Origin of the sequence: Halomicronema hongdechloris C2206 (assembly GCF_002075285.3) — a bacterium.
Classification (GTDB): domain Bacteria; phylum Cyanobacteriota; class Cyanobacteriia; order Phormidesmidales; family Phormidesmidaceae; genus Halomicronema_B; species Halomicronema_B hongdechloris.
The window spans coordinates 661,862-685,726 of the sequence record NZ_CP021983.2; the positions used below are offsets into that span (position 1 = coordinate 661,862).

Sequence of the window (23,865 nt, forward strand, 5' to 3'; positions counted from 1 at the left end):
GGAGATAGTGTTGGAGACGGTGCTATGGCCAACTATCACCTCCTAGGACTCGGGTTGGCGGGCCTGATTGCAGCCAGTGGGATGACGTGTCTCACGTCCTCTAGGGAACTGGCGGCAGCTCAGTTAGCTGATGGAACCATTGCCTTTGAATATCCGCCGCGACTCTCGGAGGCAACCGCGACCCGCAACCAAGCTGGAGCCCGCCATGTCAGGTATTACTTCACCTTGAATCTGAATCCCTCCGCCGGTGAGTCGCTGCGCTGGGTCTCGCTGCAGTTGGCGGAAGGACGCGATCCGATGTTTCGGTTTGACGCCGAAGCCACCCAAGCCTTTGAGGGCACTCGCCGTGAGCGGAATAGTCGGTTGACGTTGGGCGAAGTTACCCAGGACCGAGACACCCAGACGGTCACCGTTGTCTTTGACCCACCGGTTCCTCCCGGACGTCAGGTCACCATTGCCCTAGAACCCCATCGCAATCCACGGCGGGGTGGAGTCTATTTGTTTGGAGTCATTGCTGCCCCGGACGGAGAACAGGTGAGGCAGGAATTTGCTGGCTATGGCCGTCTGCATTTCTATGACCACGATTCGGATCCGATTCGATAGTCACCGTTGCCATAGTCATCGCCACATCGATCGTCGCCGCGTCGACACTACGGTGCTGGTAGCGTAGCCCTCTTTGGTCGACTGGGGCGTCAGTTCGGCAACTATGCTCTGGCTAGGGAGCAGTGAGGCCTCCGACCAGTCACTCAACTGCTGGCCATCAGGTACTGGCTAAACTCTCCCAGTGGTTAACGACCTAGAGGTTTTGGCTGGAGACATCTAAGGTAGCATCGTCTTCTAGCCCTAGGTGCACCGTTTTGATCCACTTTAGGCGCTTTGGTCGAACCGATAGACGCACGGTGGTGCTAGCAACCACGAGGACCCAGTGGATCATGTAAAGGGTGCCGCGTATCGCCTGGAATAGGGCTGGCAAATAGGGGGCGCTTTGGGTACGGCGTAGGCCAAACACCATACCGGCAATGGATAGGAATACCACCATCGAGGAAACCGGCATGAAGATCGGGAGGCGATGGCGGCTGATGGAAAGTAGTAGATCGGGCAGTGCCACCGAGGGAAGGGCGTATTGGATCACCCAGAAGGCGAAGAGATCGAGGGATTTGCGGAGTCCTAGGCGGGTGGGAGACATCAGCCGCCAATAGTCGAGATAGCGTTGATATCCCCCTTCAGCCCAGCGATTACGCTGATGCCACAGGGCCAGGACTCGGGTTACTCCTTCTTCTCGAACGGCTGGATGCAGGAGGAAGTCAATATCCCAGCCATTCATATGCAGCCGGAAGGTGAGGTCTAGATCGTCGGTGATGGTGGCTTCATTCCAGCCACCACAGTGTTCCAGGGCGCTACGCCGCACAAACTGACCGTTGCCGCGTAGTTCTCCCAAGCCACCGACAGCGATGCGCTGTTGCTGGTAGTAGCTGTCTAGGGCCATCTCGGCCTGTTGCCCCTGGGTCCACAAATTAGTGGTGCCATTGGTGACGGCTTTACGTACCTGCACGGCACCGACTTGGGGGCGTTGGAATAGGGGGATGACTCGACGCAGCAGATCCATGGGCACCTTGGCGTCAGCGTCGAATACCGCCACGACATCGCCTTGGGTATGGGGTAGGACCTGGTTTAGGGCCCCTGATTTGCCACCGGTGGCCTCTGAGGTGCGGTGGATGACGTGCAGTTGGTCGTACTGACGGGTCAGCTGATCTAGGAGAATGGGGGTGCGATCGCAACTGTTATCATCCACTACCCAGAGGTCGTAGCGATGCTGAGGATAATCTAGGGCACAGAGGGTTTGCACCAGGGGTTGAATGACCGCTTCTTCATTCTTAGCCGCCACCAGAATAGAGACATAGGGCCACCGTTGCGCATCCAGGAAAGCATCGGACGCATCAGCCAGAGATGGTAAGGGCTGAGGCCCTGGTAGTGGGGACGTTATCAGCAGCCGTAGGGCATGCACACTCAACAGAACAGTCAAAGCTACCACTATCCAATGCCCCCAGGTCATCAAATGTAAGATCGTGGTGCCACTCCAGAGGGCTGTCAGTGTCATAGCTGCCTTGCGCCGACGACCGGCGTAGCCGGGAAACTCATCGAGATCCAGATCATCTAAGTCAATGGCAGCTGGATTGATCTGCTCAAGCATGGAGACGTTTGATTGATGTACCATCCAAGTTTCACACCATCCCTATGGGGTGGTGTCAATGCGAAGCTGTGGGCCAAGCTGAGGAGAAGCAGTATCCTGGAACAGATACCGTACCCAGTTTAAAGGCAGATCGCATGTTGTCCGGTAAGACAATGCCATCATGGACTGATAGGTACCGCAACTTAATCGGACATTGAAATCGGACATTGAATCCGTTCATTTATCTTAACGGGTTACCGAGCAGATGCGCGGTGTTTGGCCGCGCTCTTGTTCACACTATCGCGGAATGAATACACTAGCCCCAGAAGGATTAGCCCCTTCCACTACGGCTAGCTGAACCCATGCCCTGACAGGCCCGGTGCGAGAGTTAAAGGCCGGTACACAAAGGGCATCGCATCAACTGTTTCACATGAAGACTCATGGGGTTGACATTCGACGATATCAAACCAGCAACCAAACAAGACATCAGTGTCTACATCCCCTACTACCAGGGGGGTAAGCGTAATGCCTTGCCCTATGCCATTGGGCTCTACAAGCAGGGCAACCTGGAAGGAGAACGCATCATTGAGGGGGGGGATAGTATTCCCTTCCTGGCCACTTGGAATGTGTCTGTCTTGCCCGCCGATCTCACTCGCTGCCGCCTGCAGTTCGAAGACGATGCCGAACTAAGCTACGAAATCACCATGGCCACCTTCGAATTTGTAGACTTTCTGTTCGATGTTGTGGCAGCCCTACGACACAAGCGCCCTGCTGATTTCTCCAAAAGCTTCTACCGGAAGCTACTCCGATTAGACGATTAAGGGTTTGCTATGGTTGTATCACCTGAGCACTGGCCATAGGCCATAAAATCGGATCGTGGCTCCAATAGCCCTCTAATCTTGGACGGTGCAATTAGAGCCATAACAAGAATAAGCAAGCATGAGTTGAGAAGGAGTGTGGGCGTGCCAAAGCCGGTGAATGTGCTGATCGGATCCATAGAAGCCTACAGCGGCAAGTCGGCGACCGTCCTCGGCATCGCTCTGCAGCTACAACAACAAGGCATTGATATTGCCTATGGCAAGCCCATTGGCACATGTTTAGGGAATGGTTCATCTGCAACTGCCGACAAAGATGTAGAATTCATTGCCCGCACCCTAGATCTACCCGAGTCTCGCCTGCGCTTCCCCCTGTTTAACCTAGACGATGACACCATCGCAGCCCAATTAGCTGGCGAAAATAGCTTCAACTATTGTCAACGGCTAGCCACTGCCTATGCCAGGCAAGGAGAAGAGGCTGTGGTCTTGCTAGAAGGTCCTGGCACGTTAGACGAAGGAGCTCTCTTCCAACTATCTTTACCCCATATGGCTCGAGCCATTGAGGCAACTGTGATTTTGGTGGCTCGGTTTCATTCCCTCTTGGTTGTTGATGCACTGTTGGCTGCCAAGGAGCGTTTAGGGACTCACTTGGCTGGGGTGATCATTAACGATATTCCAGAAGAGCACCTAGAGTCAGTCAATCAGCGATTGCGGCCTTGTTTAGAACGCCACCAAATTCCTGTCTTAGCTACCCTGCCTAGAACCCCCCTGATGCGCAGCATCAGCGTCAGGGAGATGGTGCAGCAGTTACAGGCTGAGGTCCTTTGCTGTGAGGATCGCCTGGAGCTCATGGTCGAAAGCCTCGCCATCGGTGCCATGAATGTGAACTCGGCCCTGCGGTATTTTCGTAAACGTATCAACATGGCCGTTGTCACCGGCGGAGATCGTACCGATATCCAGCTGGCAGCATTAGAAACATCGACCCACTGCCTGGTGTTAACCGGCCATATGTCTCCTTCTGAGGCGATTTTGGCTCGAGCTAAAGATCTAGAAATTCCGATTTTATCCGTCGATTTCGATACCTTAACCACCGTGGAGCAGATTGATCAGCTTTTTGGTCAAGTGAGGTTACATGAACCTGCCAAAGTGACCTGTGTCCAGGAGCTCATGCAGCATCACCTAGATGCTCATCGCCTGATGGACATTCTGAATCTGCCCATGGCTGCTAGTCTCTCCTGAGGTTAAACGCCGCGGTTTTTCGCCTTCAAACCGGTCATACAGATAAGAATCGGAGCCAGTCTGATACAATGAGCCCGTTCATGTCGTGTCGGTGCAGCCGTTGAGTCAGTCTATTGAAGCGCCTGTCGATAGCCTCAAAGTCGACGTCTTTCTACAGGAGTTAGCTGCCATTCAGCAATCTAGCTCTAAGCGGATTGCGATTCTTGGGTCTCGCCATGTGCCAATTACACACCAGCAGCTGATTGAGTTGCTAACCTATGCGTTGGTGCTAGGAGGCAACCGCATTATCACCTCTGGAGCAACTGGAACCAATTCTGCAGCCATTAGAGGGGCTACCAAGGCTGATGCCAACCTGCTGACTGTAATTCTGCCCCAGAGTCTGGCTCGCCAACCTCGAGAGTCTCAGGAGCAACTCGAGCAGGTTATGCACCTGGTAGAGAATTCAGAGAACGATTCCCTCTCGTTGGCCGAAGCCAGTGCCCTCTGTAACCAAGAAATCATCTCCCGCTGTCAACAGCTGATCTGCTTCGCGTTTCACGATAGCCACACGCTATTGAAGACTTGCCAGGATGCAGAAGAACAGCGCAAGATCGTTACCCTATTCTATTTTGATTAGTCATCCTTAGCTCAAATGGCACTGACGTCAGCTGTATCAAGCTGCCAACTTAGCTTTCAGAATCGGGCGAGATTCTTGCATTCTTGGGAAAGGTTTGGGCCGACGCTTCACGACTCGGGGTTCTCAACAATGCGGACGACAGGGAATCATCAGCTCTCGCACAGCGCTTAACAAGTACTATCAACGATGTCATTTGAGTGTTTAAAGTGATTCGGTTATGAAACCCAGTTTCAAAGGCCATCATCACCGCAGTCAAGTGATAGGATGGCTGCTATTCATTGCCTCAGCCCTCTTTTTCACGGTTTCGACGCTGAAGAATGGTGATGTTTTGGGGGTATGTGGCAGCCTGCTGTTTCTAGTGGCCTGTTTCGTCTTTTTGGGGTCTTTGACACGGTCGCGGGGTTAACCGCTACATGCCCTGTTACTGTGACTCCTGTCTAGCGGGGTTGATGCACAGTTCCCGGTAGCCAGTTTGAGGGTCGATTTCTCGCCTGAAGCTGTAGCCAGGCAAAGCTGCAATCGCAACTTCGGCGGTCGTATAAATCACACAACCGGCCGCAATATGGCCACCGCAGACACTGCCAGCTCCATTTGCGATCGCACCGTGGAGGTGCAGGCCGTGGGTCGACAGGGTTCCCGCCAGCGACAGTAGCTCAAACGGTCCTTGCAGCACCTGAGCCTCAGACTGCCCGGCGAAGCGCAGGGCTGCCGTTTCTAAGCTGCCAATGGCGCTGACGATTACGGCGGCCTCCAGGGCCTCTTCCTGGGCGTAAGTTCCTAAGGCTCGCCGCAAATCCTGACCGGGATGCAGCCGCAGGGCATGGATTTGAACACTCATGGCGGCTCAAAATCTGTACTAGTTCTCCGTCAAAGCAGCGCTAAGCGCTAATTCACAGACGAATCGACCTCGGGGGAATCGACCTCGGGGGAATCGGGGCTAACCTTCTGCAAATACTGACTATCGAGTAGGAAGGTCCCTGGCTGAAAGCGAACGCTCCAGTAGCCCCCCGGTCGATGCTCCATGACAATGCCTTCAGCCCCAACCGAGAGCAAGTCTGGTGGCCGTAGCATCGGCATGGAGTCAGCGGTTTTGAGATAGGGCGGCGGTTGGGCCAGACGGACCCGGTCGCCGATTGCAAATGAACTAGGCATGGTGGCTGGCAGACATTGAGCGACTCATTATTGATCATAGGGCCAGCCGTTCTCTGTCTCTTAAAGTCTTGGCTTCTCGACTCGTGACTAGGGCACCTGCCAGGCCCGCTGGTGGTATTGCTGGGGCTGCTGATACGGATCCCCCGAGCTGTGATGGGGTCCATGGTGATGACCATGATCATGACCATGATGACCATGGCCGTTGATTGAAACCGCCGCCAGACGGAACTTACACAGCTCGCAATTCATCTGCACCTGACCCCGTTGGGTTTCGATCTCCCGACGTCGCAATACCTGCATCAGGTTAGGATGCCTGCCCATCTCCGGCAGGCAGGTAATCTCGATGCCAGGACATTCAACTTGTTGCTGGCTGGTGATGTCGATGATCTTTTTCACCAAGACGCCCGTAAAGAGAAAATAGGGCAGCACCACGATGCGCTTGGGCTGATACAGGCGGGCCCGTTGAAACCCGACGTCTAGGCGGGGATGGGTAATGCCGATGAAACAGATTTCAACGGTCTGGTAGCCACTGCCTTCCCAGAGGAGGCGGGCCATTTTATAGACATCACCGTTGGCGTCGGGGTCGCTGGCGCCGCGGCCGACGAATAACAGGACGGTATCGTCCCGGGCAATGCCTCGGGGATTGTAGCGGGGCTCGTCCAGCTGCTGCAGGCGCTGATGCCAGAGATCTAGGATTTCTGGCGTGATGCCGAAGTGACGACCATAGTGAAAGGTCAGCTGAGGATAGCGTCGGCGGGCCCGGTCTAATTCGTTAGTGACGTCAAATTTGTTGTGGCGAGCGGCGAAGAGCAACACTGGCATGACCGAAATATCGGTATAGCCTTGGGCAACACACTGGTCGACGGCATCGAGGATGGTGGGCGTTGTTAGCTCTAGAAAACAGGGAATCACTGGTCGTGAGCGATCGAGGGCTTGATAGGCACTAGCAAAGTCGAGGAGATGCTGGCGCCCTTCCGGGTCGCGGCTGCCGTGGCCAATCAGGAGTAAGGGACGGCGGGCTGGCAACTCAGGCAAAGGCGTGACGTCGGAGGTGACAAAGTCGCTAATTCTCGTGATGATAGGGTGTGTTGGCATTGTGTAATCGCTGCTTCGTTCCCATGGCGCGGTCAACTCAGATGAATGCCGCCGCTTCGCCATCTTAGCCCACGGGCCGGGGGGGAGGAATCCTCGGGGGAGGCATTTATGGAGCCCATGACCCTACAACAGCGGGTTAGATTCTATTTAGAAGACCTGGAGACGCCTTGGGGAAGAGCGGTCAATGGTGCGATCGCAACCCTGATTATCCTCTCCAGCGCCATCTTTGTCATCGAGACCTACACCATCCCAGCCTCCCTAGAGATAGTCTTGGATTGGATGGACTGGCTGATTCTGGCGGCATTCACCCTAGAATATGGGCTGCGGGCCTGGTCAGCAGAGCAGCCCAGACGATACCTCTTCAGCCTATACGGTCTCGTGGATCTGATTGCAATCCTACCGTTACTGTTGGGCTTCCTCGACCTGCGCTTCATCCGCCTGCTACGGTGGTTACGGCTGCTGCGGCTGTGGCGCTTCTTAGCCAATCAGCAGCTAGGGGGCCGCCTCAAAACCCAAGACACCTTGATTGTCACCCGCATTCTCTTCACCCTCTTCACCATCATCTTCATCTACTCTGGGTTGATTTTTCAGGTCGAACACCCCGCCAATCCAGACAACTTCCGCAACTTTCTAGATGCCGCCTACTTCGCCGTCGTCACCATGACCACCGTTGGCTTTGGCGATGTGACCCCAGTCTCTGAAGCGGGGCGGGCCCTCACCATCATGATGATTCTCACCGGCATCGCCTTGATTCCCACCCAAGTCGGTCGGCTAATTGGTCAAGTGGCCAAGGCTAAAGACCCCGATCAAGTCTCCTGTCCCAGTTGCGGCCTCTATGGCCACGACAGCGACGCCCGGTTTTGTAAACGATGCGGTAACCCACTATTTAAGCCGGGGCCCAATCCCTCGCCAGACCCCATGGCCACAGAGGCAATCTCACCGGCCTCACTCGAACCGGGTCAGCCAGGTGTAAAATGAATCGCCTACCGATAGGGAATCAGGGGATCTTGCAGGTGTTTGCTCCATTTGAGCTGTTTTGGGCGCTGATCGGCCTCATCCTCACCATCGCCGCCACCTGGATGGAGGTCTTTATCACCAATGCCCCCTGGAGCTGGGGCGGCGCCGGGCTGCGGGTCTACTCCTTGGGGGTGAGTTTTCAGGTAGGGGCCGTGCTGTTGACCGGCTGCCTAGGCGGCAAAACCGCCGCCGCCCTGTCCCAAATCGCCTACCTCACCCTGGGACTCTTGCTCTTTCAGGTATTTGAATTGCAGGTCTTTACCCAGGGGGGCGGCTTAGCCTATGTGCGAGAACCGAGTTTTGGCTATCTCGTCGGCTTTGTCCCCGCCGCCTGGATTTGTGGGTACCTGGCCTTCCGCGATGCCCCTAAACTAGAAACATTAGCCTTGAGTAGTGTGTCTGGTCTCACGGCAATCCATGGCTGCGGGGTGCTCTACCTCTGTATTGCCTACGGATTTGGCTGGATAGGGAATCCCTCCCTATCTTTCCTGCAAGCTGTCGCCACCTATTCCCTATGGCCACTGCCAGGACAATTGGTCGTCGCCTGTGCCGTGGCGGTGATCGCCTTCATCGCCCGGCGCTTACTGTTCTATTAGTCGTTATGAGAGTGCGAAACCGACTGTTTTGGGTGGCAGCAGCCATTGGCCTAGCCCTCGATCAGCTGACGAAGTATTGGGTCGTTCGCAGTTTTCAGTTAACCGATCCGCCAGACAGCCTGCCCCTTTGGCCTGGGGTGTTTCATTTCACCTATGTCACCAACACCGGTGCCGCCTTTAGTTTATTCGCCGACAATGGCGATTGGCTGCGCTGGCTATCGCTGTTAGTCAGTCTCGGCTTAATTGTCTTAGGCTGGCGGGTGACGCTGGCCAACCGCTGGGAACAAGCAGGGTATGGATTGATTCTCAGTGGCGCGCTGGGCAATGGCATTGACCGCATGGTGGCCGGTGAGGTGGTCGATTTCTTAGATTTCCGCCTGATTGGGTTTCCCATCTTCAATGTGGCGGATGTCTGCATTAACCTAGGTATCGCCTGTTTACTGATTGCCGCCTTAAAACACCCCAACGGCAATGGCACTGCCAAGCAAAGACCCCGCCGTTAACTGTTCCCTTCCTGAAACACCCTCTAGAATAGGGGCAGCATGGGACGCTTGCTACTATGACCCGGTCATCGCCGCCCAATCCACCCCCCCCTCGAACTCTCCTGGGAAAGGTTACCCAAGCGTTTCAACGGGTACAAGCCCAGGTTGACTTTTCGAAGCTGGCCCTGAAACCAGGGGCGCGGGTGGCCGAACTCCACGTCGACTACAAAGGGCAGACATCCGTGTATCCCCTGTTGGGAGAGCGCTACATCCTGGGGCGCAGCTCATCAGAGTGCGACATCGCTATCCGCAGCCCCATCGTCAGCCAAGTGCACGCCTCCTTGACTCGCGATCGCACCCGTCCCGGCCACCCCTTCATCCTCAAAGACAAAAAATCGACCAACGGCATCTATCGCGGCAAGAAGCGCATCACCCAAACCCGATTGCATCACCAGGATGTGGTCACCTTGGGGCCTGCCGCCCTCACTGATGCCGTCACCGTGCGTTTCGTGGATCCCCCCCCCTGGTATGTGCAGTCCACCCGCTACGCCGTCTATGGGTTCACCGGCCTCTCTCTGGCCCTAGGGGCCTGGATCGTCGCCATCGAATGGCCCAAGGTGCCCATGCGACCCTTGCCAGAATCGGTGCAAGGCCCAGTGATTATCTATGCCCAAGAAGGCGATCGCCAGGTGCCCCTGCGCCCGCAACGCAATCGGGCCCACGTCGAACAAAGTCGCCTGGCAGATTTCTCCCCCTATTTAGCCAAGGCCCTGGTAGCCTCTGAAGACAGCCGCTATTACTGGCACCTCGGCGTCGATCCCATCGGCACCTTGAGGGCGTTGCTCGTCAATCTGCGGGGTCGCGAGATTCGCCAAGGGGGCAGCACCCTGAGCCAACAGCTGGCCCGCAGCATCTACCGAGAGTATGTCGGCACCGAGGACTCGGCTGGGCGCAAAATTCGAGAAGCCATCGTCGCCCTAAAACTGGAAACCTTTTACAGCAAAAATGATCTGCTGCTGACTTACCTCAACCGAGTGTATTTAGGCAGCAATCTATACGGCTTTGAGGATGCCGCTCAGTTTTACTTCGCCAAGTCAGCCCGAGATCTAACCCTGGCCGAAGCCGCCACCCTAGTGGGGATTCTGCCGGCCCCCAATGCCTTCAACCCGGTGCAAGACTATCAAGCCGCCATTGCCTACCGCGATCGGGTCTTAAACCGCATGGTTTCCCTGGGCATGGTCAGCCAAGAGGAGGCGCGGCGAGCCCGGCGCTCTCGCTTAGAAATCAGCCCCGATGCCCGGGAAGAGTTGCAGGGTACCCGCGCTCCCTATTTCTATAGCTATATCTTTCAAGAGCTAGAGCAAGTCTTGGGGGTACAACTGGCCCGAGAGGGTAATTTTATCGTCGAAACCAACCTGAATCTAGATCTGCAGGCCCAGGCTGAAGCCGCCCTGCGGGAGTCAGTCAACTCCACTGGCGCTCACTGGGCTATTCCCAAGGGGCAATCATTACCGTCGATACCAGTAGTGGGGCCGTATTAGCCATGGTGGGGGGCACCGACTACGGCCAGAGTCAATTCAACCGCGCCAGCCAAGCGCTGCGGCAACCCGGGTCCACCTTCAAGGTGTTTGCCTATGCAGCCGCCCTAGAACAGGGCATTTCGCCCGGCACCACCTACAGTTGCAGCTCGCTAAACTGGGGCGGTCGGCAGTTTCGTGGGTGTCGCTCCGGGGGGGGCGCCTTAGATATGTACACCGGGTTGGCTCGCTCTGAAAATGTGGTGGCCCTGCGAATTGCCCAGGCTGTGGGCCTGGAGGCGGTGGTGCAAGTGGCCCGTCGCCTGGGAATTGAGGCGGATTTAAACCCAGTGCCGGGGCTGGTGCTGGGCCAGAGTGAAGTGACGCCCTTGCAGCTGACGGGAGCGTTTGCGACGATTGCCAACGATGGCGTCTGGAATCGCCCCCATGGCATCGTCCGGGTCCTGGATAGCAGTGACTGCACCGATCCCCAAGCTATTGAGAGCTGTCGGCTCATCTACGAGTTTGGCCAGGCAGGCGATGCCGACCGGGAAGCCCTCTCGGCTACTGTGGCCGACCAGCTGACTCAGCTCATGCGAGGAGTGGTGCAAGGGGGCACGGGGCAGGCGGCGGCCCTAGGCTTCGGGGAAGCGGGCAAGACAGGCACCACCGATGATAATCGAGACCTGTGGTTTATTGGCTTCGTGCCTCGCTATCAAGTGACGACAACCGTTTGGCTGGGCAACGATGACAACAGCCCCACCCGGGCCAGCAGCGGCCAAGCGGCGGCTCTGTGGGGCGATTACATGGGACAGGCCCTGCGCTAATGGACGGCGAGTCAGTGCCGAACATGCTCCCCCCTTGCTCCCCTGCCCCACACACCCTCTTCTGAAGAACTGTTACACTTCCTCACAAATTCGATAAATCAGCCAGATCGCGGTGATAGGATTCCCAACAAAAGGTTGAGAGATAAGCATCCATGGCAGAAACTCTGACTGGCAAAACTCCCGTGTTTGGTGGCAGTACTGGTGGTCTCCTGACTAGAGCTGCCGTTGAAGAAAAATATGCGATTACCTGGACTAGCACGAAGCAGCAGGTATTTGAAATGCCGACCGGTGGAGCCGCCATCATGCATGAAGGCGAGAATTTGCTCTATCTGGCCCGCAAAGAGCAATGCCTGGCGTTGGGGACCCAACTGCGCTCCAAATTTAAGCCCAAGATTGAAGACTACAAAATCTATCGCATCTATCCCAACGGTGAGACCCAATATGTCCATCCCGCCGATGGGGTCTTCCCTGAGAAGGTGAACGAAGGCCGCGAATACAACGGTAAGATTGACCGGAACATTGGCGCTAATCCTGATCCAGCCACGGTTAAGTTCAGCGGTAAGGCTCCCTACGAAGTGTAGTTGGGGCAGCTGGCTGACCTTCTAGGACTAGGACTCAGGGCAAATAATGAAAGGGGCATGGCTTAGCTGTGCCTCTTTTGCTGTGCCATGTATCTAGGGGCGAGGGTGGTGTCTGAGCCGGGGAACCCCTGCGATCGCAACTGTTCTCCCATACAATGAAAGGCATGATTTTTCCAGGCTTTGACCAATTTGCCAGCTTAGCCGAGCGGGGGAATTTCGTCCCCGTCTACCAAGAGTGGGTAGCCGATTTAGACACACCAGTATCGGCCTGGTATAAGGTCTGTGCCGGCCAACCCTATAGCTTTCTGCTGGAATCGATCGAAGGGGGCGAAACCTTGGGCCGTTATAGCCTGCTAGGGTGCGACCCCCTCTGGATTTTAGAGGCCCGCGGCCATCGCACCACCCAAACCCATCGCGACGGCTCAGTGCAGGTATACACAGGCAACCCCTTCGATGTGCTGGCCGATTGTTTGGCTCCCTATCACCCTGTCCAGCTGCCGGAACTGCCGCCTGGCATTGGCGGCCTCTTTGGATTCTGGGGCTATGAGCTGATCCGCTGGATCGAGCCGACGGTCCCCATTTACGAGGGCGACGATGACGACCTGCCCGATGGGGTCTGGATGCAGGTGGATAATCTCCTGATTTTCGACCAAGTGAAGCGGAAAATCTGGGCCATCGCCTATGCCGATCTGCGACACGCAGATGATCTAGAGACGGCCTATGGCCAAGTCTGCGATCGCGTCACCCAGCTCGTGAAAAAGCTGACGCTGCCCTTGGCAGAACGCAATACACTGTTGGCCTGGTCTCCCCCCGGCAAGCCCCCCCATGCAGCTCCCTTGCAGTACACCAGCAATCGCAGCCAAGACGAATTTTGTGCCAGTGTCGAGCGGGCCAAGCAACACATTCGGGCCGGCGATATCTTTCAGGTGGTGCTATCCCAGCGACTCTCCACCGACTATGCCGGCGAGCCCTTCGATCTCTACCGCTCGCTGCGGCTGATTAATCCCTCCCCTTACATGGCCTACTTCCACTTCGCCGACTGGCAAATCATTGGCTCCAGCCCTGAGGTAATGGTGCGTGCCACTCACAGTGAGACAGAGGATGGCACCATGGTGGCTACTCTGCGGCCGATTGCAGGAACGCGACCGCGGGGGAAAACCCCAGAAGAAGACCAGGCCTTCGAGCAAGACCTCTTAGCAGATCCCAAGGAAGTTGCCGAGCATGTCATGTTGGTGGACCTAGGCCGTAATGATCTGGGCCGCGTATGCCGCAGTGGCAGCGTCCACGTCGATGAATTGATGGTGATCGAGCGCTACTCCCATGTCATGCACATTGTCAGCAACGTGGTCGGGCAGCTGAAATCAACCCGGGGAGCCTGGGACCTGCTCAAAGCCTGCTTCCCGGCAGGCACCGTCAGTGGTGCCCCCAAAATTCGGGCCATGCAGATTATCCACGACTTAGAGCCCTGCCGCCGGGGTCCTTACTCTGGGGTCTACGGCTACTACGACTTTGAGGGCCAACTCAATACCGCCATCGCCATCCGCACCATGGTGGTGCAGCAGCGGGCACCGGGTCAGCACCAGGTCAGCGTCCAGGCAGGGGCTGGCTTGGTAGCCGACTCGGTGCCCGTCGCCGAGTATCAGGAAACCCTCAACAAGGCTCGGGGCATGTTAGAAGCTATTCGGTGTCTACGGGACTAGGGAGCCTGAAAACCGACCAGCAAAGAGTCGGAGCCATCTGGCTGATCGCCCAGTGGCATCAAGACCGTGGCTTCATAGGGAATGACACCGGTACTTTCACTACCGAGGCACTGGGCCGCTGCCTTAGACAGATCTAGGGAGCGATCGCCTATATAGGGTCCCCGATCATTGATGCGGATGACCACTGTGCGGTCGTTCAGCAAGTTTCGCACTTTCAATTGGGTGCCAAAGGGCAAGGAGGGATGGGCCGCTGTGAGGGCATGTTGGTTGAAAATTTCTCCTGTTGCCGTTTGTCTGCCATGGAAGGCAGGGCCATACCAAGAGGCTGTGCCTTGAAAGGTCTGGTGGGTTTCGGTTAACCCTTCGACTCCCATCTGAAATGTCAGCCACATCCAGGGCTTCCCCCCCAAGGACGACCCGCAGGTTGTTGACCCAGCGAATAGCAATATTAGCATAGGACTCATTGCTCTCCATGGCCATGGAGGCATCGGCCACGAACAGAATGTCGTGGTTGACGCGTCCGGCAGCATAGGCATGGCCGATCAGCGGTTTGATGTCGTCGGGGTGCCAGTCAGAGGCCTGTAATAGTTGTCGTATTTTTTCGGCAATGTGCTCGGCAGTGCGCCGTTGCCTGACCTCACCAACCACATGACCATCGACCCGTATCTGGAATTGTTGTCCCTGGTCCAAGATGGCCGAGGCCGCCACCGGCGAGGTCTTGGCAGGCAAGGGGAGGCAGTTCATGGGCGGCAACTCGTCGACTTCGGGGTGAGAATAGACGCCCATCTGACTCGTGACCTGCACTTTAGCAACTGATTTCCAGGTCTCCCACTCAACCAGATCAGGCGATAGTGAAGGTAGTTGGCTCACGATCTCAGCCAGGGAATCACTCGTCGTGGCGGAGGTCTTCTGGAACGGCGTAGTCTGGTCGTCGCCGGCTTCATCGAGGCTCTTGCCAGAGAGCCAAGCGGTTGGCATCCAGCCCATTGCACTGACCACTGCCGTGGGATAGCGGGGGGGTAACTGCATCAGGACGTCCGTCGGCAGGCTAGCTGATAAGGCTCGATCAGGCGCCACCGTAGTGGCGGCCAATAGACTGGACTGTGAGGCGTATAGGAGCTGTAGCTGACGCTGGGGGTCAGGGAAAATGGCCGAGGGGGCTTCCCGAGCGGCCACACCTCGTCGCACAATAGGTAATTTAGGGTCGGCCTCTGGATTATCATTGAACAGGGAAGACACTGCAACCGTTGGCATGTCTCCACCGAGTAGAGAGGCAACCCAGACAAGTCCTAAGAAATCCATCATTATGGGGAAGTTCACCAAAGATGCTTGTCTGAAAGGCAGACTTTTGTATTCTCCGCTGCAGACACAGAGAGTAATCTAGTATAGCTACTCGGGTTAAGTTTGGGATCGGTGTCAGGGAACTTTGACAGAGATAGGTCGTCTAGCCAGGGGCTGACGGCCTCGCTATTGGCTCATCTAGAGCAGGTGATACGCGATCGCAACCCATTTCTCGCCTCGGCGGGCCATTTCTACGGTCAGCAATACATTCGAGAGACCTTGGGAGCATTGGCTCCGCTGCGGATGCATCCGTTTGAGGCCTATGGCCGCCAATTTTGTAATTGGAGCATTGACTTGCCGGGGCAGTACCCCGAGCGAGGTTTACTGATAGTCGGAGCCCATTTCGATACGGTACCGGGGTCCCCTGGAGCCGACGATAATGGGACGGGGGTGGCGGTGCTGCTAGAATTGGCCCGTTACTTTGCCCGTTATCCGCCGCAATCACCACTACGATTGGTGGCCTTCGATCTAGAGGAAATGGGCCTGCAGGGAAGCCATGCCTATGCGGCCCAGTTGAAGCAGCAGGGCACTCCGTTGCGGCTGATGATCTCCCTGGAGATGCTGGGCTATTGCGATCGCACCTCCGGCTCCCAGCGCTATCCCCCCGGGCTGCAATACTTCTATCCCAACCGCGGCGACTTTATCGGCCTAATTGGCAACCTCAGTACCCTGCCGACCTTAATGCACCTGCACCGTCACCTGCAACGGGCCGGAGTCCCCTGTGAATGGCTGCCGGTCTGGGGCCGCGGCCAAGGCATCCCCGATACTCGCCGCAGCGACCACGCTGCCTTCTGGGACCAAGGCTACAGTGCAATCCTGGTCACCGATACGGCCAATCTGCGCAATCCCCATTACCACCAACCCAGCGATCGCCTAGACACCCTCGATCTGGAATTTCTCACCCGGGTCTGTCGCGGTTTGATGGCAGGCTTAGCAGAGCTGTAGTGAAGGCAGAAGCGGGGAGGCGAGTGGAGGGGAGGGTAATGGGGTGGTGGGAAAAGGAAAACGGAGGACGGAGGATGGAAAAGGGGACAGGGTAGGGGCGCGGTTGCCGCGCCCCAATGCAGAAAACTGGCTACCCCGCCGATGCGACGCGATCTGGAACGACCAATTGACCAGCCCTTCCGCAGGTCCAGGGCGGTGGTTCGACTCCGCTCACCACAAGCTGCCCTGGTCGTCGGAGTCCGAGGGGAACGAAATCCCCTCGGGTGAGCACCCCGAGCTATCCAAATTAAGCGTAGTCTTATCAAGATCTAGAGCCACCGATCCGGCACTCAGAACGCTATAGCCGCGTTGCGACCGCAAATAACAACGGCCCCACCACCAACGCCGGTAGAAATGACGCCACCCGGATGCGGGTGATCTCCAACAGATTCAGGCCCAGGCCCAAAATCATCAGCCCACCAATGCCGGTCACCAGCAACACCTGCGGATCTTGGGTTGGATCAGGCAGGGCCGTGGCCCCGATCCCAGCCAGCAGCGACAGCAGTCCTTGCACCAGCAACACCGTCAGGGCCGAACAGGCCACCCCCATACCATAGCCAGCGGTCAGGGCAATGGCAGCCAGGCCGTCCATGGTGGCCTTCAGGGTCAAGAGGGTGGGATCACCGGCGAGACCATTCTGGAAGCTGCCCAGCAACGTCATTGGGCCGACGCAGAATAGCAGACTGGCCGCCACGAAGCCTTCCGTGAACCGTCCTCCGCCCCGTAATTGCCGTTTTAATCCCTCCCCTAAGCCCGTGAGTCGAGACTCCAACTGCCACCATTCCCCCAAGATTCCGCCGATCACCAGGGCCAGCAGTCCCAGAATCACCCCATCCAGAGGACCGGCCTGCAGCCCCTGGAAGTCGCTGGCCATGGTAATGCCCAGATAGAGGGTCAGCAGTCCCACCGCCTGAATAATCACCTGCTGCATGGCAGCGGGTAGGCGATGTCGCAGCAGCAAGCCCAAGCCACTGCCCAACAACACGGTCAGCACGTTAATCCAAGTGCCACTGGTTTTACTCCAAAGACTCAACATGGGCCTGCGGAAAAGTCGTGATCTCTGATGATGCTCCTGAGCCAGCGATGGGCACGTTAAGAGTGTTCCCCGAGCATAATGATCATGGTTGCCTCTGACCCCCTCCTGCCGACCCACTCTCCCACTCTCCACCTACTCAGCTACTCCGCCGCTCGCTAGTCAGGGCCGCGGATCGGGACGATGGAGGGGGCTGAGCAGCTGGCTGAGGCGACGCAGTTCGGCACTGGTGCCCATGCCGATGACCAGATCCCCCGGACGCAGGTCGGTTTGAGCGGTGGGACCAGTAATTAAGGAGCCTTCCTGGCGGCGAATGGCTAAAATCAAGGCTCCCGAGCGCGATCGCAACTCGGCCTGCCCCAGCGTTTGGCCAATCCAGGGACAGTTGTCGGGAGAGAGCAAGAATTCTTCGACATAGACGGTGCGGTCGGCACCGGTGAGAATGCCATCGAGGAAGTCAACCACCTGGGGACGCAGGGCAGCGGCGGCCATGCGTTTGCCACCAGTAATATAGGGTGACACCACTACATCGGCTCCCCCTCGCTGCAGCTTCTGCACCGCTTCCTCGGTGCTGGCTCGGGCAATGGTCCGAATCTCTGGGGCCAAGGTCTTGGCCGACAACACCGTGTAGAGGTTTTCAGCATCGGAGGGTAGGGCGGCCACTAGGCATGCGGCTCGCCCAATGCCGACGTTGAGCAGCACCTGATCTTGGGTGGCATCCCCGAGGACAGCTAGATACCCCAGGTGTTGGGCATCTTCGATGGATGCCTCGTCACTGTCAACAACGATGAAGGCGATGCCCTCGGCAGAAAACTCGGCGGCAACTTGGCGACCGGTGCGACCAAAGCCACAGAGGATGTAATGCTGGCTAAGAGAATTCATGAGTTTGCGCTGTTGCCGAAATTGAAAGCTGGCTCGTAGGTATCCCTGGGCCAGGGCTTCAGTAAAGACGTTGACGATGTACGCAATCACGATAACGCCCATCAAGATGAAGATAGTGGTGAACAGGCGGCCCCGGGGGCCCAAGGGCTGAATCTCGGCAAATCCAACGGTGGCCAGGGTAATTACAGCCATGTAGGTAGCATCTAGCCAAGACCAACCTTCGATGAATCGGTACCAGAGAATCCCAGTTAGGGCGACTCCCCCCAATGCGATCGCACCGCCGGACTAATTTCGCCGGATGCGGCGATAATTTCGATTCATCAGGGTCTGGCCATAGCCAAGCGCTGGGAGCCCAGGGACATTGCGGATAGGGTCTAAGACAAAACTTTTCAATTGTAAGAGGGGAAGGCCGATCCTGCGGTAGGGCTAAGCCCGATCAGCTTGCTGCTGGCACATCGGGCAGCAGCCATCGTCGGGAAGCATCAACCCAACTCAGCCCTCTTGATAGATAGAATGTAAAGAAACATCACATTATTGAGCTGCCATGACTGCCCAACTTGCCTCTACTGACCATTTGGAAAAATACACGTGGACCTGGCGGGGCACCAAACTCATTACGCCGTGCAAGGGAAGGCCCCCACTACTGCTAGTGATGGGGTTCGGGGCTTCAGCGGCCACTGGCGCCAGAGTATTTCCGCCCTAGCCGCCCGCGGGTATCGAGTATTTGCTGTGGATCTATTGGGCTTTGGCGATAGCGATAAACCGCCTCTAGCCTATGCCCTAGAGCTGTGGGAACAGCAACTGCACGATTTTTGCCACACGTTAATCGCACAACCGACCATCTTTGTCGGCAACTCCATCGGTGGCCTACTAACGCTGATGCTGCTGGCTCACTATCCTGAGTCGGCCCGCGCCGGCGTATTACTGAATTGTGCTGGGGGACTAAACCATCGCCCTGATGAGCTCAACCTCGCCTTGAGGCTAGTGATGGGCACCTTTACCCGATTGGTCAGTTCTCCCTGGCTCGGCCCGTTAGTGTTTAACCAGGTGCGTCAAAAACGCCGAATTCGTAATTCTCTCAAGCAAGTGTACTGCAGCCACGCCGCCGTAACCGACGACCTGGTAGATCTGATTTATCGACCAGCCTGTGACCCGGGCGCTCAACAGGTATTTACCTCCGTTTTGACGGCTCCAGCTGGTCCCAAACCCTCAGAATTGCTATCAACTATCCAGCAACCCCTGTTAGTGCTGTGGGGCGAAAAAGATCCCTGGACCCCCATCCAAGGGGCTGACATCTATCGTCAACTCAGTGAATCGGCAGATCCCCCCACCGTCACATTTCATTCCATTCCAGAGACCGGTCACTGTCCCCACGACGAACGCCCAGACGTGGTGAATCCTCTTATCATCAAGTGGTTGCGGCAGTTGGAGAGCGCGGAAGTGATGGCGTAGGGAAGCGGGGAGTGGGCAAGTTTTCAGGTCTCCATACTCCCAGCCTCGCCCCTGTTGCATTGGCAAAACCCTAACCTCAAGGGGAAAACTATTTACAATAGCCTATAGCAGACTTGGAAAACTTTAATGCTGTAACAACGGGTGCAGCCGGAGGGATCGTCGGCTTTTAGGCTGATCATCAGCAGGTAGTCCATTCCCTCGAATGCTGACCATTAGCCTGTTTCAGGGGGAGCCTTAGGGGCTTGGGCTCAGCCACTGTTGGACCAGAGCGGTACCTGCCTGGTCCAGCAAGGATGTGTAGGATTGATCATGATTGATCTCACTGGCATAGGGGAGCTTGCTGGCACAACGGTTCAGTGAATCCTAGCGGTTCCTGCTGTGATGATTGACAGAGTATTGATGCAACCAGGTATCTGATCTATGACGGCTGTAACCACTCCATCGACAATCCCAGCCTTTTGTGAGGGAATCCTACACTTTGGTAAGCCCCCCGGCGACTTCGACCGCTATGGTCAATCCCCGGTCATCGCAGCAGGACAGAGGGCTATTCCGTCGCCTACTGATGAGGCTGCCGTCTATCAAACACTGCTGGCTGCAGATGCTTTGCGGTATTTGACGCTGCAAGTTACTGCCAGCAAAGCGTCTGGTCATCCTGGTGGCTTTGCCAGCATTGCCGATGGCATTGCTGCTTTAGTCATGTTGGGCTACAAGAACCTGATCACTGAGGTGGGGCACCATGCCCCTGGCTTCTACAGCACCATGTTTCTGGATCGCTCCCTAGAGGCCATGGGAATTGAGACAGTGCAGCAACTATGCGATCGCTTCCGGGAAACCCACGGCCTCTTGGGCCATCTCTCCGGTCAGATCCCTGGGTTGCTAAATCCCGCTGGTCCCCTAGGGCAGGGGCAACACTTTGCCATGGCGGCGGCCAAGTTGTATCCCGGCACTCTATTTCCCGTCACCATCGGCGATGGTGGATTGGGAGAACCCTATGTCATGAGTAGTTTTGGCCATTTCCACACGGCCTATCCTCAGATCACCAACTTTCTGCCCATTCTGGTATGGAATGGCTATTCCCAAGAACACCACAGCATGGTGTCTACCCAATCGAACCAAGAAATGGTGGCTTACTGGCGGGGCAACGGCTTCCAGAATGTCATCCTAGTGGATGCCAAAGATTACGACGACGCCAACCAGCCCGAGGCCTATGTCGATAGCACCCTATTTTCATTCCAGCAGCGATTGGCCTTTGCTCAGGCCGTATTAGAGGCCACCGATAAGGCAGCTGGTGCGGCTCTGGGTGGAACCCTAACGGTGCTGATTATCAAGCAACTCAAAGGTGCTGGCGTGCACAAGCGGGGGGCCAAGGCCCACAATCTCTATCCTGGCGATACCGTGGATCGAGACTATATCCTCAAGGCCTTGACCGAACTGGCCCTACCTCCAGAGGCCTGGCAATTGGTGCGGACTAACTTCGAGCGCGCCATGGGCGGAAGTGCGGCTCAAACTGCCGTGACTGAATCGGTACGCCCTTTACCCTCCATTTCCGAGGTGCCCTTGCAGGAATTTCCCGTCAATGCTGATAAGCAGGTGGCTACTACCGCCATGGGGACCTTGGCAGGAGCCGTGGGGCAACAAGATGCTGATTTCGTGGTCACCAATGCCGATGGCAACGCTGCTTCTGGCATCAACAATATCAACCAGGCGTTGACTATTCGCCACCCCACCCCAGATCAAGGATATTATCAGGGACCGCATGGGCAAGTATACGAACCCCTGAGCGAAGACGCTTGCGCCGGGCTAGCTGCTGCCCAAGCCTTGCTGGGCGGCCGCAGCCTTTGGTGCTCCTATGAATCCTTTGCTGTTAACGGATTGCCCATTTGGCAGACGGTGACCCAGGCCATGGCCGAACTGCGGCGGCCCACCCCTTCTACCATTACCCTGTTTACCGCCGGGGCCTTAGAGCAGGGGCGCAATGGTTGGACCCATCAACGGCCAGAAATTGAGAATTATTTTGCTGGCATGATGCGCAACGGCAACGTGTTTCCCCTATTTCCGATTGATGCCAACAGTATTCAGGTCTGCTACGAGTGGGCCTTGGCTACTCGTAACCAGGGGATTACCATTACCGCCAGTAAATCAGCTCTACCGATTCGGACTACCTTTGAGCAGACCCGCCAGGCGTTGCAGCGAGGGGCAGTGGAACTGCAGACAACCCCTGGTCAATCGACCATTGTGTTTGCTGTCATCGGTGATATGCCCCTGATCCCAGTCTATGAAGCAGCTGAACAGCTAGCGGCTCGGGGAGTTGGTTCACGCATTGTCGCCATTGTCAGCCCCCGCCGACTCTACCGTCCTAGCGATACCGCTTGGGAAACCTGCGCTGAGGCAGATGGCGGCTTCCTAGAAGACGCTGAGTTTGAGAAGCTCTTTAGTGGCGATGCCCTGATTGGGATCACTGGCGGCACTAGCGCCATGCTAGAGCCGGTGATGTTACGCAGTCGACTGTCGCGGGATGTGTTTGCCTGGAGGCGGGGAGAAACCACAGCAACACCGACCCAACTGATGGCCCTCAATGGCTTAACTGCTGAAGCCTTTGTCAAGCGCGCCCTAGCCTTGCTGGGCTAGACGCTATCAGAGCATGGGCCAATCTCCCGCAAGTAGCCCCTTCTGCTGACAGTGGCAGAGGGGGTTTCCAGCGTCATGGCAGTGCTATAGCCACCGCCACCATGCTTTTGCGGTGGCGAGCCAGTCAGCCCCCTAGCACTGGGCTATTGGACGATCAACCATGTCCTAAGCTGACTGGCCAGCGCCATAGGAGCCAACGGCCAAGAGACTATCTAGACAGGATAGAACAAGCGTTCTAAAATCGGGTATCGGGCTATGGCGTCGCTGGGGCTCCTGAGGGGACACCGGTCAGTGGCGGCGGCCTACTAGCGCGGATCAGTCGAGGGCCGTAGCGACTAACTTCATCTGAATAATATTTACACAATGTTACTTTTTCTAGATGGCCTCTGAGGATTTTGTCGTGATCGATGCATTCCCAAGCGCCCTAAAGCCTTATCCTAAGCTCAATACAACAATCTCTTCCAGGAAGCGCATAACGGGAAGCTGGGGACCTCTTTCCTTAAAACCACTATGAGAGATGTTACAATTATTTACACAAACCCATTGAAAGAGACATCTGTGAGTACCCTAAGTACTCTCTCCGGAAATTGTTGGTTGTCAGGGTGCTTAAGTCAGGTGATCGATTGCAGTAATCATGTGGTCACTGGCTAATAAGTCTGCCCTGCAGTCCGTTGTTATCTACCGCTCAAGGCGTGTCCCAACTCGATGTATGGGGCACCTGGATCGATCTAACACTGTTCGCACCTTAGGCAAGACTGGCTGGCTATGAAAACGGCTCAAAACTCCCCTGACTTAGTCCGCACCTATCTCAAGGAGATAGGTCGGGTGCCCCTGCTCACCCATGAACAGGAGATTCTATATGGTAAGCAGGTCCAGCAACTCAATGCCCTAGAGCATCAGCGCCAAACCCTAGCTGAGCAGCTGGACCGTGAACCCACTCTGACCGAATGGGCTCAATCGGCCGATATGGCTACGAAAGACTTACAGCAGGTGGTGGCCGAGGGGCAAGTAGCTAAACGCAAGATGGTGGAGGCTAATCTGCGTTTAGTGGTCTCGGTGGCCAAGAAGTATATCAAGCGTAATGTGGATCTGCTGGATTTGATCCAAGAAGGCACCATTGGCATGCAGCGGGGGGTCGAAAAGTTTGATCCGACTAAGGGATATCGCTTTTCTACCTATGCCTACTGGTGGATTCGCCAGGCCATTACCCGTGCGATCGCAGAAAAGAGTCGCACCATCAGACTACCGATTCACATCACCGAAAAGCTGAACAAGTTGAAGAAGGTGCAGCGCCAGCTAGCCCAGCAATACGGCCGTACAGCCACCATCAACGAGTTGGCTGACGAGCTCGATTTAACCCCGAAGCAAGTCCGAGACTATCTGGAAAAGTCGCGCCAACCCCTATCGTTAGATCTGCGGGTGGGGGATAACCAAGACACGGAGTTGGGCGATCTCCTGGAAGACACCGGTCCCTCCCCAGAAGACTTCACCACCCAGGCATCCCTACGCCATGATCTAGAACGGCTGATGGAAGACTTGACCCCCCAGCAGCGGCAGGTGATTGCCCTACGATTTGGCCTCAACGACGGCAAGATGATGACCCTGGCTAAGATTGGTACCCTACTGAGCATTAGTCGAGAGCGGGTGCGTCAGATTGAACGGGAAGCCTTAAACAAGCTGCGCAAACGCCAGGCCGACATTCGCGAATATTTGGCCAGTTGATCGTCGAGACTCGAGT

Annotated in this window: 20 protein-coding genes and 2 pseudogenes; 15 read left to right on the top strand and 7 right to left on the bottom strand. The window is 56.3% G+C overall.

Translation table 11 applies throughout. The features are described from left to right. Window positions 1-24 precede the first annotated feature (24 nt). On the top strand, window positions 25-603 hold the full coding sequence (locus tag XM38_RS03135; RefSeq protein WP_080809098.1) for a DUF2808 domain-containing protein: 579 nt from the start codon (window positions 25-27) through the stop codon (window positions 601-603). Between the two features lie 193 nt (window positions 604-796). Here the strand turns inward: XM38_RS03135 and XM38_RS03140 are convergent, their stop codons facing one another. Beyond that, window positions 797-2,191 (bottom strand): glycosyltransferase family 2 protein, encoded by a 1,395-nt coding sequence (locus XM38_RS03140; RefSeq protein ID WP_202978812.1) that lies wholly within the window; start codon window positions 2,189-2,191, stop codon window positions 797-799. Between the two features lie 419 nt (window positions 2,192-2,610). Here XM38_RS03140 and ebsA point away from each other — a divergent pair, with 419 nt between their 5' ends. The 3 genes from ebsA to XM38_RS03155 all read left to right on the top strand — a co-directional run bounded on the left by ebsA (window position 2,611) and on the right by XM38_RS03155 (window position 4,840). Beyond that, complete coding sequence (gene ebsA, locus XM38_RS03145) at window positions 2,611-2,991, top strand: type IV pilus biogenesis protein EbsA (RefSeq protein WP_080809093.1); 381 nt, start codon at window positions 2,611-2,613, stop codon at window positions 2,989-2,991. 141 nt (window positions 2,992-3,132) lie between these two features. Beyond that, complete coding sequence (locus XM38_RS03150) at window positions 3,133-4,224, top strand: phosphotransacetylase family protein (RefSeq protein ID WP_080809090.1); 1,092 nt, start codon at window positions 3,133-3,135, stop codon at window positions 4,222-4,224. Between the two features lie 100 nt (window positions 4,225-4,324). Beyond that, window positions 4,325-4,840, top strand: coding sequence for a DNA recombination-mediator protein A (locus XM38_RS03155; RefSeq protein WP_080809223.1), 516 nt, complete (start codon window positions 4,325-4,327; stop codon window positions 4,838-4,840). 421 nt (window positions 4,841-5,261) lie between these two features. On the opposite strand, the gene XM38_RS03160 is transcribed toward XM38_RS03155, so the two are convergent. The 3 genes from XM38_RS03160 to XM38_RS03170 all read right to left on the bottom strand — a co-directional run bounded on the left by XM38_RS03160 (window position 5,262) and on the right by XM38_RS03170 (window position 7,087). Continuing rightward, window positions 5,262-5,678 (bottom strand): PPC domain-containing DNA-binding protein, encoded by a 417-nt coding sequence (locus XM38_RS03160; RefSeq protein ID WP_080809088.1) that lies wholly within the window; start codon window positions 5,676-5,678, stop codon window positions 5,262-5,264. Between the two features lie 47 nt (window positions 5,679-5,725). Further along, on the bottom strand, window positions 5,726-5,992 hold the full coding sequence (gene sipA, locus XM38_RS03165; protein WP_080809086.1) for a regulatory protein SipA: 267 nt from the start codon (window positions 5,990-5,992) through the stop codon (window positions 5,726-5,728). A gap of 87 nt (window positions 5,993-6,079) precedes the next feature. Further along, window positions 6,080-7,087 (bottom strand): sirohydrochlorin chelatase, encoded by a 1,008-nt coding sequence (locus XM38_RS03170; RefSeq protein ID WP_080809082.1) that lies wholly within the window; start codon window positions 7,085-7,087, stop codon window positions 6,080-6,082. Between the two features lie 108 nt (window positions 7,088-7,195). Between XM38_RS03170 and XM38_RS03175 the strand changes: the two genes are divergently transcribed. From XM38_RS03175 to XM38_RS03200, 6 genes and pseudogenes are all read left to right on the top strand, one after another. Then, window positions 7,196-8,065 carry an ion transporter gene (locus XM38_RS03175; protein ID WP_306441456.1) on the top strand — a complete coding sequence of 290 codons (870 nt, stop codon included), beginning with the start codon at window positions 7,196-7,198 and terminating at the stop codon, window positions 8,063-8,065. Then, the gene (locus XM38_RS03180) at window positions 8,062-8,700 is read left to right on the top strand and encodes a biotin transporter BioY (RefSeq protein ID WP_080809078.1); all 639 of its coding nucleotides are present in this window, start codon (window positions 8,062-8,064) and stop codon (window positions 8,698-8,700) included. Before XM38_RS03175 ends, XM38_RS03180 begins: the two co-directional genes overlap by 4 nt. 5 nt (window positions 8,701-8,705) lie before the next feature. Then, a complete protein-coding gene (gene lspA / locus XM38_RS03185) occupies window positions 8,706-9,203 on the top strand; it encodes a signal peptidase II (protein WP_080809075.1) in 498 nt (165 codons plus the stop codon). Between the two features lie 56 nt (window positions 9,204-9,259). After that, window positions 9,260-11,526: pseudogene (locus XM38_RS28605) on the top strand (transglycosylase domain-containing protein). Between the two features lie 152 nt (window positions 11,527-11,678). Beyond that, complete coding sequence (gene psaD / locus XM38_RS03195) at window positions 11,679-12,107, top strand: photosystem I reaction center subunit II PsaD (RefSeq protein ID WP_088429064.1); 429 nt, start codon at window positions 11,679-11,681, stop codon at window positions 12,105-12,107. A gap of 164 nt (window positions 12,108-12,271) precedes the next feature. Further along, complete coding sequence (locus tag XM38_RS03200; RefSeq protein WP_088431500.1) at window positions 12,272-13,807, top strand: anthranilate synthase component I family protein; 1,536 nt, start codon at window positions 12,272-12,274, stop codon at window positions 13,805-13,807. Here XM38_RS03200 and XM38_RS26745 read toward each other — a convergent pair. Beyond that, window positions 13,804-14,343: a septal ring lytic transglycosylase RlpA family protein gene (locus XM38_RS26745; protein WP_202978813.1), complete on the bottom strand. Its 540-nt coding sequence runs from the start codon at window positions 14,341-14,343 to the stop codon at window positions 13,804-13,806. The two genes, XM38_RS03200 and XM38_RS26745, sit on opposite strands and share 4 nt — an antisense overlap. A gap of 52 nt (window positions 14,344-14,395) precedes the next feature. Between XM38_RS26745 and XM38_RS27405 the strand changes: the two genes are divergently transcribed. Both XM38_RS27405 and XM38_RS03215 read left to right on the top strand, forming a co-directional pair. After that, complete coding sequence (locus tag XM38_RS27405) at window positions 14,396-14,623, top strand: hypothetical protein (RefSeq protein ID WP_137455000.1); 228 nt, start codon at window positions 14,396-14,398, stop codon at window positions 14,621-14,623. A 654-nt stretch (window positions 14,624-15,277) separates the two neighbouring features. Next, entirely contained in the window at window positions 15,278-16,093 is an 816-nt protein-coding gene (locus XM38_RS03215; RefSeq protein WP_225889170.1) for a M28 family peptidase, read from the top strand. A 337-nt stretch (window positions 16,094-16,430) separates the two neighbouring features. Here the strand turns inward: XM38_RS03215 and XM38_RS03220 are convergent, their stop codons facing one another. Further along, entirely contained in the window at window positions 16,431-17,168 is a 738-nt protein-coding gene (locus tag XM38_RS03220) for a DUF554 domain-containing protein (protein ID WP_080809059.1), read from the bottom strand. A 159-nt stretch (window positions 17,169-17,327) separates the two neighbouring features. After that, window positions 17,328-18,320, bottom strand: coding sequence for a potassium channel family protein (locus XM38_RS03225; RefSeq protein ID WP_225889430.1), 993 nt, complete (start codon window positions 18,318-18,320; stop codon window positions 17,328-17,330). 271 nt (window positions 18,321-18,591) lie between these two features. Between XM38_RS03225 and XM38_RS03230 the strand changes: the two are divergent. From XM38_RS03230 to XM38_RS03240, 3 genes and pseudogenes are all read left to right on the top strand, one after another. Next, window positions 18,592-19,499, top strand: a pseudogene (locus XM38_RS03230) (alpha/beta fold hydrolase). A gap of 420 nt (window positions 19,500-19,919) precedes the next feature. Further along, window positions 19,920-22,127: a phosphoketolase family protein gene (locus XM38_RS03235; RefSeq protein WP_088429070.1), complete on the top strand. Its 2,208-nt coding sequence runs from the start codon at window positions 19,920-19,922 to the stop codon at window positions 22,125-22,127. Between the two features lie 765 nt (window positions 22,128-22,892). After that, window positions 22,893-23,849 carry an RNA polymerase sigma factor, RpoD/SigA family gene (locus XM38_RS03240; protein ID WP_080809056.1) on the top strand — a complete coding sequence of 319 codons (957 nt, stop codon included), beginning with the start codon at window positions 22,893-22,895 and terminating at the stop codon, window positions 23,847-23,849. The last annotated feature ends 16 nt before the right edge of the window (window positions 23,850-23,865 follow it).